At 63.2% G+C, this 12,351-nt stretch carries 13 protein-coding genes and 1 pseudogene; 9 read left to right on the top strand and 5 right to left on the bottom strand.

Annotated features, from left to right (window positions below; translation table 11 throughout):
* Positions 1-77: 77 nt before the first annotated feature.
* Together AB3L03_RS37395 and pncA are read right to left on the bottom strand one after the other, a co-directional pair.
* Positions 78-1,192 (bottom strand): annotated as a pseudogene (locus AB3L03_RS37395) (alpha/beta fold hydrolase).
* A 16-nt stretch (positions 1,193-1,208) separates the two neighbouring features.
* The gene (gene pncA, locus AB3L03_RS37390; RefSeq protein WP_018457894.1) at positions 1,209-1,847 is read right to left on the bottom strand and encodes a bifunctional nicotinamidase/pyrazinamidase; all 639 of its coding nucleotides are present in this window, start codon (positions 1,845-1,847) and stop codon (positions 1,209-1,211) included.
* Between the two features lie 254 nt (positions 1,848-2,101).
* Here pncA and glk point away from each other — a divergent pair, with 254 nt between their 5' ends.
* The 3 genes from glk to AB3L03_RS37375 all read left to right on the top strand — a co-directional run bounded on the left by glk (position 2,102) and on the right by AB3L03_RS37375 (position 3,727).
* Positions 2,102-3,073, top strand: a complete 972-nt coding sequence (glk, locus tag AB3L03_RS37385; RefSeq protein ID WP_204511248.1) for a glucokinase — start codon at positions 2,102-2,104, stop codon at positions 3,071-3,073.
* Between the two features lie 143 nt (positions 3,074-3,216).
* Positions 3,217-3,420, top strand: a complete 204-nt coding sequence (locus tag AB3L03_RS37380) for a hypothetical protein (RefSeq protein ID WP_018457896.1) — start codon at positions 3,217-3,219, stop codon at positions 3,418-3,420.
* A gap of 142 nt (positions 3,421-3,562) precedes the next feature.
* Entirely contained in the window at positions 3,563-3,727 is a 165-nt protein-coding gene (locus tag AB3L03_RS37375; protein ID WP_162847220.1) for a hypothetical protein, read from the top strand.
* Between the two features lie 62 nt (positions 3,728-3,789).
* Here the strand turns inward: AB3L03_RS37375 and AB3L03_RS37370 are convergent, their stop codons facing one another.
* Together AB3L03_RS37370 and AB3L03_RS37365 are read right to left on the bottom strand one after the other, a co-directional pair.
* Complete coding sequence (locus AB3L03_RS37370) at positions 3,790-4,167, bottom strand: response regulator (protein ID WP_026233459.1); 378 nt, start codon at positions 4,165-4,167, stop codon at positions 3,790-3,792.
* A gap of 111 nt (positions 4,168-4,278) precedes the next feature.
* Positions 4,279-5,070 (bottom strand): Spy/CpxP family protein refolding chaperone, encoded by a 792-nt coding sequence (locus AB3L03_RS37365; RefSeq protein WP_018457899.1) that lies wholly within the window; start codon positions 5,068-5,070, stop codon positions 4,279-4,281.
* A 484-nt stretch (positions 5,071-5,554) separates the two neighbouring features.
* Here AB3L03_RS37365 and AB3L03_RS37360 point away from each other — a divergent pair, with 484 nt between their 5' ends.
* The 6 genes from AB3L03_RS37360 (at position 5,555) to AB3L03_RS37335 (ending at position 11,705) form a co-directional block, all read left to right on the top strand.
* Positions 5,555-6,895 (top strand): ABC transporter substrate-binding protein, encoded by a 1,341-nt coding sequence (locus AB3L03_RS37360; protein ID WP_026233460.1) that lies wholly within the window; start codon positions 5,555-5,557, stop codon positions 6,893-6,895.
* 147 nt (positions 6,896-7,042) lie between these two features.
* Complete coding sequence (locus AB3L03_RS37355; RefSeq protein WP_007590928.1) at positions 7,043-7,981, top strand: carbohydrate ABC transporter permease; 939 nt, start codon at positions 7,043-7,045, stop codon at positions 7,979-7,981.
* Positions 7,981-8,892, top strand: a complete 912-nt coding sequence (locus tag AB3L03_RS37350) for a carbohydrate ABC transporter permease (protein ID WP_018457902.1) — start codon at positions 7,981-7,983, stop codon at positions 8,890-8,892. The genes AB3L03_RS37355 and AB3L03_RS37350 overlap by 1 nt, the downstream gene beginning before the upstream one ends.
* 6 nt (positions 8,893-8,898) lie before the next feature.
* Positions 8,899-9,999: an ABC transporter ATP-binding protein gene (locus AB3L03_RS37345; RefSeq protein WP_247336700.1), complete on the top strand. Its 1,101-nt coding sequence runs from the start codon at positions 8,899-8,901 to the stop codon at positions 9,997-9,999.
* 33 nt (positions 10,000-10,032) lie between these two features.
* On the top strand, positions 10,033-11,022 hold the full coding sequence (locus tag AB3L03_RS37340) for a hydroxyacid dehydrogenase (protein ID WP_368508021.1): 990 nt from the start codon (positions 10,033-10,035) through the stop codon (positions 11,020-11,022).
* A 185-nt stretch (positions 11,023-11,207) separates the two neighbouring features.
* The gene (locus tag AB3L03_RS37335) at positions 11,208-11,705 is read left to right on the top strand and encodes a hypothetical protein (protein WP_085385225.1); all 498 of its coding nucleotides are present in this window, start codon (positions 11,208-11,210) and stop codon (positions 11,703-11,705) included.
* A gap of 33 nt (positions 11,706-11,738) precedes the next feature.
* Here the strand turns inward: AB3L03_RS37335 and AB3L03_RS37330 are convergent, their stop codons facing one another.
* Positions 11,739-12,236: a DUF1993 family protein gene (locus tag AB3L03_RS37330; RefSeq protein WP_018457906.1), complete on the bottom strand. Its 498-nt coding sequence runs from the start codon at positions 12,234-12,236 to the stop codon at positions 11,739-11,741.
* Between the last annotated feature and the right edge of the window lie 115 nt (positions 12,237-12,351).

The raw sequence follows: 12,351 nt of genomic DNA, 5'->3' as shown, positions 1-12,351 counted from the left end.
GACATGGCCCCGTGCAGGCCATTCAACGGCATGCATAACGGATTTGCAGCTTCGCTGCCCGGCCCCTTGAGGCAGTCTCAGGCTCTGCGCGCCAGCATGCCGGGCAGATCGTCGCGCAGCCACTCGGCGATCCGGGGCCAGGCATGGGCGTGGGTCCGCGCGCCCATGAACAGGCCAAGATGGTTGCTGGGCTGGGAGGCCGCCGCAATGAACGCCGGCGGTGTGCCGAGCAAGCCGGCGGTGGCGAGCGCCTGCGCAGCCGGCACGACGTCGTCATCGAGTCCGGCCAAAAGGAAGACCGGCGCCTTGACGTCCTTCAGATCAATCCCGCGGCCGAGTGCCGTGAACTGGCCGCGCGCGATCCGGTTCTCCCGGAAAATCCAGTTGACGATCTCGAGATAATAGGTGCCGGGCAGATTGAGGGGCTCGGCATTCCAGCGCTCGAAGCGTGCCAGCAGCGCCGCACCGTCCTCGCCGGAGAGGTCGCTCTGCAGCGCCGTCGCGATGTCGTCGCGGCTCGGTGCCTTCGACCAGAGCCGCAGCATCTCTTCGCCGCTGACATTGCCGCCGCCGCGGGCGACGAGCTGGTCGTAGACCATCTCCGGCGCGTTGCGGGCGAGCTGCGACAACCTGGAGTCAATGGAGAGGTCGACGGGCGCGCCAGCCAGTACCAGCCGCCGCACCTTGGCGGGAAAGCGCGCCGCATAGAGCAGCGAGAGCCAGCCACCCTGGCACAGGCCGACGAGATCGACCGGCGCGCCGATTTCGTCGATGGCGACGTTGAGATCACCGAGATAGCTGTCGATCGAGAGATAGCGCATGTCGGGTGCGGCCGAGCGCCAGTCGGTGAGATAGACCCGGTCGATGCCGCCATTTTGCAGGGACTGCACAACGCTGTGGCCGGGCGCGAAGTCGGCGATCAGGGCCCGGTGCAGCGCATAGGGCGCGCAGACCAGTGCCGGCTGGCCGGCCCCGTCCGCGCGCAATTACGCAGGCGCATGGTCGCAAGCTCCAGCGCGACGGAGTTGGGCGTGGTCCAAGGCAGGCTGCTGTCGGCCAGCTCCGACGGGCCGCGCTCGAGCCATCCAAAGCAGGCGTCCATGGCAATCCGCGCCGCAGCGAACGGCCACAGCAGCGGGTCATCCGGGACCGGCTCCGGTGCGCGCAGCTGTTTGCCGGTCTTCTCCGCCATGGCTATCCCACGGTCCTCACAGGAAGGCCTCGAAGCTGACGAGCGAAATACCGCGCTCGCGAAAACTCTGATGGGTCGCGGCCACCGAGCCGTCGAGATCGATGCCGCGGCAGGCGTCCTCGATGACGGCGACCTCGAACCCGGCCTTGCGGGCATCGTCCGCCGAGAAGCGAACGCAGAAGTCGAACGCGAGGCCGGCGACGAAGACGGTGTTCAACTCGCGTTCGCGCAAATATCCGAGCAGGCCGGTCGGCGTTGTCCTGTCGTTCTCGAACAGCGCCGAATAGGAATCGATGCCGCGCCGAAATCCCTTCCGCACCACCAGATTTGCGCGGGTGACGTCGAGATCGCGATGAAATTCGGCGCCTGCGGTGCCCTGCACGCAATGGCTCGGCCACAGCACCTGGACGCCGTAGTCGAGCACGATGGTCTGGAACGGCTGTTTGCCCGCATGGTTCGGCGCAAAGGAGACATGATCGCGGGGATGCCAGTCCTGGGTCAGCACCACATTGGCGAATTTTTGGGCGATCCGATTGATGGCGGGGACGACCTTCTCGCCGCCGGGCACGGCGAGCGCCCCGCCCGTGCAAAAATCGTTCTGCACGTCGATGACCAGCAGCACGTCGCGGTCGGAAATCTTCATCGCAAGGTCCATTCCAGGCCATCCGCGCGAGCGGCGCCGAAGGCACGTCTGCAGTGTCGATCTTCCCGGGCTGCTTCGCAACCAACGAGAAGGTGCGGCGATCTGCGCGAATGCGCCCCGTCGGTCCCGGGATGCAACGGTTTGGGCTGATGCGTGTTGACTAGATCCACCCGGGGACGGATTCTGACAGCCGTTCGCGTCTTGCGATCGGATAGAGCGGAGGAAGCGGTTCCCGCAGCCGGAAAGGCTGCGGCAGCCATACGCACATGACCATCGGCAAGACAGGACAGATTCTTCTCGCCGATATCGGCGGCACCAATGCGCGCTTCGCGCTCAGTCAGGGCGATCAGACCGGACCGATCGACTACGTCAAAGTGGCAGACTTCCCGACCGTCCGGGAAGCCATTGCCGATGTTCTCGCGCGTCGCTGCCACGGCCAACCGCCCCCAAGGGCCGTGCTGGCCGTCGCAGGACCGGTGACCAACAACCGCTGCGTCATGACCAACAGCCCATGGGTCATCGACGGCAACGAGCTTCAGCCGGCCCTCGGCTTCGACAGCGTCCATGTTCTTAACGATTTCGAGGTGGTGGCCTGGTCCCTGCCCGCCCTGCAGCCCGCCGACCTGATCCCGCTCGGCGGACAGGATGGCCTTCCCGGAGAGCCGTTGCTGGTGGTCGGACCCGGAACCGGCTTTGGCGTGTCCTGCCTGGTCGAGCGCCACGGCTCACGGCTGGCCGTCGTCACCGAGGCGGGCCACGCGACCCTGCCGGCGGAGGACGAGCGCGAGGAACGCGTGATCGCGTGCTTGCGCCGACGCCTCGGCCATGTCTCCATCGAGCGCGGCGCGTTGTCCGGTTCCGGCCTGCAAAGCCTGTACGAGGCGCTGGCCGAGGTGGAAGGCGCTCAGGTGCCGCATCGCGATGCTGCTGCCATCACGAAGGCCGCCCTGGAAGGCAGTTGCGAGCTCAGCCGCAAGACGCTGGAGATGTTTTGCGCCATCCTCGGCTCGGTCGCGGGCAATCTCGCGGTGACCTTCGGCGCACGCGGCGGCGTTTATATCGCCGGCGGAATCGTGCCGCGCTTTCCCGACTTCCTTGCAGCCTCCGCATTCCGGGCGCGCTTCGAAGCCAAGGGACGCTTCCAGGACTATCTGCGCGACATCCCGACCAGACTGGTCACGAAACCTGATGCGAGTTTCCTCGGCCTGACGATGTTCGCGGAGCACAACCAGCCTTAAACGGCGCGCGCCTCCGTCCGCGCGTTCCAGTCATGCACAGCTGATTGCGCGGCACGCGCGCGCGACGCGGGATCGTGCTTGCGCGCACGTCCCGGATGAGAAACAATCCTAGCTTGTGTGTGGCGTAGTTGCGGGGGCGTAACATGCGTAAGCAGGATCTGGGTTTCGACTATCACCGCTATCACCGCCTGCTGCTCGAGGCGGACGACGAGGGCAAGCGGCTGGCCCTGATCGAGCTCTTGATCGAGGAAAAGGCGCGTGACCGCCTCGCAGCCCAGCGCGCTTCGGACCGCGCCGCCATGACGGCCCACACCATCGCCACGGTGCTGAAGAACGGGCGCCACTGAAACGCGTGATCGCACTTCAGTGCCCGAAAATGCGGTATCGATTGCGATTTCGTTAACGATCCCTCGAAAGCTCGCGTCAAACTTTTTGCTCTAGGAGTTCCCCACCTGATCCAATTCAGGGGCAACAAAGGGGGGAATGAACATGAGCATGATTTCGATCGCCGCGATGCCGGCCACCAGCGAAACGCGTTTGGCTGATTCTTCGTTTTCTTCGTTCAAGACCATCTTGCTGTTTTGCTGCACGGGCCTGGTCGCCTCGTTCGGCCTAATGGCGCGCGGCATCGATCTCGGCGCCGGCCTGATGTGAAGCCGCGACGAATTCCGTCGCGAAATGGCCGCCCCTGATGGGCGGCCATTTTCATTTTGGTCTCAGTTCGGCGTCTTCGCTGCCGCTTCCGGAAACATCGAATCGATCATCGCCTTGAGCTGATCGATCGAAATCGGCTTGCGCAGGATCGGCCGGCGCCTGAGCAAGGACGGCAGCAGCTCCGGACCGTAGCCCGTGGCGAACAAAAACGGCTTCCCGCGACGCTCGATCAGATCGGCGACCGGATCGACGTAGAGGCCCTTGAGATTGATGTCGAGGATCGCAAGATCGTACTGCGCGGTCATGGCGAAAGCGCTGGCGTCCCGAACATTATCCGCTTCCGCGATGACGTGGTGGCCGAGTTCCTCCACCATGTCCGTCATCATCATCCGGATCAACGTCTCGTCTTCGACCAGGAAAACGGAGAGTCCGTCCGCCATATCAACCCCGCCCATCAGCTTCCCAAGCTAATCATAACCGAATTGCGAAGAGCATTCACGAATTCGTGGCGGGGTCCGTTAATTCGACGCGCCCGATCCGATTCCACTTGATCAATCCAATCCTCGTTCGTGGCTGAGCCGCACCATCTCCTGCACGAACACCTGCTTTTGTTTGTCATCGAGGCTCGAATAGAGGGGCTCGGCGGCGTCGGCGACATTGCGCTGGTCGGCAGCGCGGTCGATCAGGAATTGGGCCTCGTTGCGCATCTGCTCGACGATGTCGTCGGGAGGATCCCGCTTGGCGCGCGCAACCCGCAGGTTGAGCCGCTCGGCACCGTTATGCCCGAGGTAGTGCATGGCGCTCGAGAAACCGTACCAGTGCTTCTCCTGCTCGGGCGTGAGGTTCAGCTCGGTCTTGATCCGCTCGATATAGGAGTCGCTGTTGGTGACGATCTGGTCGGCGGTCAATTGCGGCGCGCCGGTCTGGGTGAGGACCGTGACATCCTTGTCCTGCGGCGCGTTCTTCGCCTCCTTGCTCGCCTTGGCGCCCTTGCCCGCCTTGGCGCTCTTGGCATCTTTGTCCTTGCCGGCGCCCTGCTTGGCGTCCTTGGCCGCATCCTTGCTTGCATCCTTGCTCGGATCTCTGGCGGCAGGCGCCTGATTGCCATTATTGCCAACGCCGAGCACGCCGGTGAACACACCGACCACACCGCCGATCGCGCCGCCGAGCACACCGCCGACCGGACCCGCCGCCTTGTTCCCGGCCGCCGCTCCTTCCTGAACCCCTTTGACCAGGCCTTGAGCGTTCGCCACCGCGGCTGCGCCGAGCAGCAACACGAAAACGGACCCCAGCGCGAACCATCGTCGCAGGTAAAGCCGCGCGGGCGGCGCCGGGTTGATCATTCTGGTCTCCATCTCGATCTGATTAGGCTCGTGGGGATGAGAACCACCCGCCAGCTGCAACTCTATCGTTTTCACCGCTTCGAGGTCTAGGCGCCGACAAATGCTATCCACGCCCGAAAAGTGTTTGCCGCGAGGTGCTTATGCAGGCTCCTTGGAAACTGCGGCGTAATTGCGCACATGTCGGTCGGGTGCGCCAGCGCCAAGTGTGCGTCGCAAAACAACCGGCCGTGGTTCATGGTCCGCGCATGAGGTCGAGGGCGCTGCCGCGTTCCCGGACACAACGTTAGTTCTAGGCGCAAGCCGTTCGGTTTTTCTCGACAGACGCAATCAATCATGATCTGATCGCGCTACCAATTTGCCTTCGAAGCCGACGGCATCAACAAGAAACGTCGAACAAGAAACTTTCGAAAAGAAAATCAAAAGCAGAACTCGGAAGAGTTCAGAGGAACGCCAGAACAATAAAACACCCAAGCGAGGAAACGAGATGTCACGCAAGACACTGACGCGACGTCAATTTGTGGCTGCCACTGCAATGTCCTCCGCGGCGCTGATCACGGCGCCCTATGTCCGAGGCGCTTACGCCGCCGGCAAGCTCTCGATCGGCTTCTGGGACCACTGGGTGCCCGGCGCCAACGATGCCTCCACCGCGCTCGTCAAGGAATGGGGCGAGAAGGAGAAGGTCGAAGTCTCGATCGACTACATCACCAGCAACAACAAGAAGATCGAGCTGACGGCAGCGGCCGAAGCCCAGGCCAAGTCCGGTCACGACATTCTCCAGATGCCGAGCTGGTGGCCGCACGCCTATTCCGAGAATCTCGAACCGCTCAACGACGTCATGGAGCCGCTCATCAAGCAGAACGGCGAGGTGAACGACACCGTCAAATATCTCGGGCGGTCGGGCGGCAAATGGCTCGCAGTGCCCGCGACGCCGGGAAGCCAGATCAAGGGCCCCTGCTCCCGCATAGATCTCATGAAGAAACACGCCGGCATCGACGTGCAGGAGATGTATCCAGTCGGCGCTCCGCCAAAAGCAGACAACTGGACCATGGAGACGTTCCTGAAGGCGGCCGAGGCCTGCCACAAGGCCGGCTTCCCCTTCGGCATCGGTCTCGGCGAGACCACCGACAGCGTCGACACCGCCGGCGCGATCTTCCAGTCGTTCGGCGCCGAGCTCGTCAACGCCAAGGGCGATATCACCGTCAAGACCGATGCAGTGCGGCAGGCGCTCGAATTCTACAAGAAGCTGATCGCCGTCCTGCCCACCGACGCGCCGTCCTGGGACGATGCCTCCAACAACAAATGGCTGATCTCGGGCCGCGGGGCGATGATCCTGAATCCGCCGAGTGCCTGGGCGGTCGCCAAGCGCGACGCACCGCAAGTCGCCGAACAGTGCTGGACGCACGGCTTCCCGTCCGGTCCGAAGGGACGTTTTGCGCCCTTCCTGCCGTACTTCTGGGGCGTCTGGGCCTTTGGCAAAAACAAGGAAGCGGCCAAGAGCTTGCTTGTTCACCTGTCCTCGCCGGCGGCGATCGAGAAGTTCGTCGCGGCGAGCGGCGGGTACGATCTGCCGGCCTACGCGAACATGACGAAGTTCAAGACCTGGGCCGAGGAAGGGCCGCCGAAGGGCACGCTCTTCCACTATCCGGATCCGTACAAGCAGCAGACGATGTCGATCGCCGCGTCTCCGGCGCCGCCGAAGATCGCCCAGCAGATCTACTTCCAGGCGACGCTGACCAAGATGGCGCTGCGCTTTGCGCAAGGAGAGAAGTTGGAAACCGCGCTCGCCTGGGCCGAAGGCGAGTGCGAAGGCTTCATGCGAACCTGAGCCGGGTATGTGCCATGGCGGTTCACGCTTCGCGCGTGAGCCGCCGAGGCACACTCGCTCGATCCGCTTGCCGAATGAAGCCGACGGCTGCGCCGGCTTCGCCGTCCTACATGTCCTGCTACGTGTCCTGCAAAAGAGGCTAACGTCATGGCCGATGTCGTCGTTGAGCAAGGCCGTCCCGCTCGAGCTGCGAGCCCGCGCAAACGGGCGAGCCTGCGCAATGCAATGGGACGGAAATCGACCGTCGCGTTCTTCCTGACGCTGCCGCTGATCCTCCTGATCGCCCTGCTCGTGCTCTATCCCGCCTTCTATTCGGTCTACCTGGCGACGCTGAACAAGGCGATGACGAAGTTCGTCGGTCTCAGCAACTTCACCTTCCTGTTCAAGCGCGAAACGTTCTGGATGGTGGTGAGACAGTCCTGCATTTTTGCGATTACCGCCGTGGTCTTCAAGGCGCTGATCGGCTTCATCGTCGCGCATTTCGTCCACAACATTCCCGGCAAGAAGCAACGTAAATGGCGCGGCATGCTGCTGGTGCCTTGGGTGATCCCACCGGCGATGAGCACGCTGGCATGGCTGTGGCTGTTCGATCCCTCCTACAGCGCCTTCAACTATACGCTGTCGTTCTTCGGCATCGGTCCGATCCCGTGGCTCGGTGACACCTTCTGGGCGCGCTTCTCCGTCATCCTGGTCAACGTCTGGTATGGCGCGCCGTTCTTCCTGATCATGTACCTGGCCGCGCTGAAATCCGTACCCGACCAGCTCTACGAAGCCGCAGCGATCGACGGCGCCAATTGGTGGCAGAAGATCTGGCACATCACCTTGCCGATGATGCGCAACATCATCGCCATCACCACGCTGTTCTCGCTGATCGTCACTTTCGCCAATTTCGACATCGTGCGCATCCTCACCTCCGGCGGTCCGCTGGACCGGACGCATTTGTTCGCCACCTGGGCGTTCCAGGTCGGCATCCAGAGCAGCGACATTCCGCTCGGCGCCTGCGTCTCGCTGTTCATGGTGCCGATCCTCGCCGTCGCAGCGGTCTTCATCCTGCGCGATGTCAACAAACGTGGGAACGAAGCCTGATGAGCACGCTCGCAATCGACAAGGCGGGACCGACACGCAAGGTCAAGCTTCGAAGCATGAGCCGCGACCGCACCTGGGCGCTGCGCTGGTCCTACTTTTTCCTGGTGCTATTTGCGATCTTCTTCCTGATCCCGCCGATCTACATGCTGATCACTTCGCTCAAAAGCAGCGCGGAGATCTCGGCCGCCACCAATCCGTGGTGGGTATTTCATCCGACCCTCTCGAACTATGTCGAGCTACTGACCTCGAACCAGTTCCTGCGATTCTTCTGGAATTCGTCAATGATCTCGATCGTGGTCGTGATCGTGACGATGCTGATCAGCATTCCGGCGGCGTTTGCATTGGCGCGGATGAAGTTCTGGGGCTCGGCGACGCTCGCGACCGGCGTCTTTCTCACCTATCTGATCCCGGACAGCCTCCTGTTCATTCCCTTGTTCAAGATGCTCGCGGTGGTCCAGGACGTCACCGGCATCACCCTTCTCAACCGCTGGTACGTGCTGGTGTTCATCTATCCGACGCTGACCGTGCCGTTCTGCACCTGGATCATGATCGGTTATTTCGCCTCGATCCCGAAGGAGCTGGACGAGGCGGCTCTCATCGACGGCGCCTCCTGGCTCCAGACCCTGACGCGGATTTTCATTCCCGTTGCCCTTCCTGGCCTGATCGCAGCGACCATCTTCGCCTTCACCGTGTCCTGGGCGCAGTTCCTCTATCCGCTGGTGTTCACGACATCCATCGACCAGCTCGTGCTGCCGGTCGGCATCACCACCACGCTGATCAAGGGCGACGTCTTCAACTGGGGGCAGATCATGACCGGCGCGCTGCTTGGCGCTGCCCCGCCGCTGGTCATCTACGCCTTCCTGATGGACTATTACATTGCCGGCCTGACCGCCGGCGCCACAAAGGGTTGATGTCTTATGGCTGAGGTTGCGTTGCGGAAGGTGGTCAAGCGTTACGACGACGTCGAGGCGGTGCGCGGCATCGATCTCGACATCTCAGACCATGAGTTCATCGTGCTCGTCGGCCCCTCCGGCTGCGGCAAGTCGACGACCTTGCGGATGATCGCGGGACTCGAGGACATCACCGACGGCGACATCATGATCGGCGGGGACGTCGTCAACGACGTGCCGCCGAAGGATCGCGACATCGCGATGGTGTTCCAGAACTACGCGCTCTACCCGCATATGACGGTCGCGGAGAACATGTCGTTCGGGCTGCGGCTCAAGCACTATCCCAAGGCCGAGATCAAGGCGCGGGTGACGGAAGCCGCCCGCCTCCTCGACATCACCGACCTGATCGACCGCAAGCCGAAGCAGCTCTCCGGCGGCCAGCGCCAGCGCGTCGCCATGGGGCGGGCCATCGTGCGCAACCCAAAGGTCTTCCTGTTCGACGAACCGCTGTCCAATCTCGACGCCAAGCTGCGCGTGCAGATGCGGATCGAGATCAAGAAGGTGCACCAGAAAGTGCGCACCACGACGGTCTACGTCACCCACGACCAGGTCGAGGCGATGACGCTGGCTGATCGCGTCGTGGTGATGAACAAGGGTCGGATCGAGCAGATCGGCACCCCGAACGAGCTCTACCACAAGCCGGCGACGCGCTTCGTCGCGGGCTTCATTGGCTCGCCGGCGATGAACTTCATTCCGTGCCGTCTCGAGGACGTTGGCGGCAAGCTCAACGTCCGCCTGACGGATCGCATCTCATTCCCGTTGCCGCCGGCCCGCGCCGCCCGTTACAGCGCGCTGCCCCGATCTGAAAACCTGTTGCTCGGCATCCGTCCCGAACATCTCACGGAATCGCATGCGCATCTCGAGCCGGGTGTCGAGACCTTCGACACCGTGCTTGATGTCACCGAGCCGATGGGAATGGAGACGCTGGTCTATTTCGGACTGGAAGGCACGCCCGTCTGCGGCCGTGTCGATCCCAATGCGGGCGCCAAGGACGGAGCACCCATGCGTTTGGCGATGGACCTCAACAATATGCACCTGCTAAACGAGGCGACCGGCGCCGTATTGTGACGGCCGGCCAAGAAACTCGCGCAGGTAGGGACGATGTCGACCAACAAGAAGAAGATTTTTGTCACGCAAACTTTGTCGCAAGGGGCGCGCGCCCTCCTCACCCAGCGAGATGATATCGAGCTCATCGAGTTTCCGAACCTGATCTCCGCCAGGGATTTCGAGGCCTTGCTGAAGAGCCACGCGCCGGTCCATGGCGTGGCGCTCGGCGCCACCGCTTTCGGCGAGACCGAGCTCGAAGCCTCGAAGGACATGAAGGTGGTGACCCGGATCGGCGTCGGTTACGACGCCGTCGACGTCCCCGCCCTCTCCCGCCGCAAGGTGCCGCTGATGGTCGCCGGCAGCGCGAACTCGCCCTCGGTCGCCGAACAGGCGCTGTTCATGATGCTGACACTGGCAAAACGCGCGCAGGAGATGCACGCCTGCGTGAAAGACGGCAAATGGGCGGACCGTCTCGGCATGTTGCCGTTCGATCTCTACGGCAAGACCGTCCTCATCATCGGCTTCGGCCGCATCGGCACCCGCACCGCCAAGCGCTGCCTGGCGATGGACATGAATGTGCAGGTCTATGATCCCTACAAGGCAGCCGCAGAGATCAAGGCAGCAGGCTGCGAGCCGGTCGCCGATCTCGATGCCGCGCTGCCTCACGCCGATTTCGTCACCATCCACTGCCCGAAGACGCCGGAGACAGTCGGCCTGTTCGATGCGGCGCGGATCGGCCGGATGAAGCCGAAATCCCACCTCATCAACACCGCACGCGGCGGCATCGTGAAGGAGGCGGCGCTGTACGACGCGCTGGTCTCGGGCAAGCTCGCCGGTGCCGGCATCGACGTGTTCGAGGTGGAGCCGCCACCGGTCAGCAACGCGCTGTTCGCGCTGCCCAACGTCATCATGGCTCCCCACGTCGCCGGCGTGACGGTCGAGGCGGTGAGCCGGATGAGCGAGCAGACCGCGCGCAACATCCTGAGTGTGCTGGACGGCGATCCTATCCGGCAGAACATCATCAATCAGGATGTTCTGGGCTGAGCGCATCTCCGGGCTAGTCGGTTCTCCTGGGCGGGCGGCTGCCCCCCGCCTTCGGAACGCCAGAATGAGTCCCATTTTGGTGCAGATCGAGCCCTCACTCAGCCTTAATCAAACCCGCGTAATAGGTCCGGCCGCGGCGGCAGTGGGACAGACTTGCCGGCCGCGTCGAGCTGGAGGATGGACCCTTGTCAGAGATCGACCCGACCGACCACGCGTTGGCGACCATCGCCAGCATCCTGGAGCATCCTGAACCCGTCCTCGTCGTGCGCGAGACCGAGACTGTGCGCGAGACCGAGACTGTCACCGTGACTGAAATGGTGGTTGCTGGTGAGCATGGGGTCGCGGACGAGCACCCGATGGTCGACGAGCATCCGGTGGTCGAGGAGCAGCCGCTGGTGCCGGAGCACGCCGACGCCGACGGCTACAGCAAGGTCGGCCCCGGGCCGATGGTGGCGATCCGTCTGAAATGGACGGTCCATCGCGGCGATGACGGCCAGTTCTACGTCCACGAGACCATCGGCGAGCAGTCCGTGCCCGTGGTCAGCGGCCCGATGACCGGCGAAGCCGCGGTGCATTTCGTCGACGCGCATGAGGACGAGGCGCATCGGCGCTTCGAAGAGCTGCGCAGCGAGATCGCCGGCCGCAGCTCGCTCGCCGATTACGAGCGCAAGGGCGAAGCCTAGCGCGCTCTCGCGCGAAGTGGATGCCGGTTCGGCTTATCGTCGTCCGAGATAATCCTTCTTCACGAGCTCGACGCCTGCGTGCCGCAACAGGTCGTAGGCGGTCGTGACGTGAAAGAAGAACTGCGGAACGCTGAAGGTCAGCAGCAGCGTCCGCCCGGTGAAGGGCAACTCGGTCCCGTTCTTCAGCCTGAAGAAGACATTCCGCTCCGCCGCAGCATTGATCTCTGCGCGCGGCAGGCTTTCGATGAACTCGATTGACGTCGCGATGCGGGCCTGGAGCCCGGCCATGTCGTGCTCCAGCACCGGCAGCGCCACCGGCTCGCGGTCGGCGAGCAAGGCCGCGGCGACCGTGGCGTGGCGACAGGCCTCGCCGATCTGTTGCGCCAGATCGTACATGTCGGGCGCCATGCGCATGCCGAGCAGGACGGCCGGGTTGAACTTCCGGGCCTCGGCATAGGCAACGCCCTTGTCGAGCAGTGCGGAGAGGTTGCGCAGATACGGCACGAAGAGTCCGACCGAGGCGTCATACATTGAGATCGTCACTTCAAAATTCCCTTCAATTCCGCCTCGCCAGAGACGGGCATCTGGTCTAAATCCAGGCCTCAAGACAGGCCTCGAGAGCTGCACAATGACAGCTTGGACATGG

It is taken from the genome of Bradyrhizobium lupini, assembly GCF_040939785.1.
Taxonomy (GTDB): Bacteria; Pseudomonadota; Alphaproteobacteria; order Rhizobiales; family Xanthobacteraceae; genus Bradyrhizobium; species Bradyrhizobium canariense_D.
This window is presented reverse-complemented; position numbering and strand designations above follow the sequence as displayed.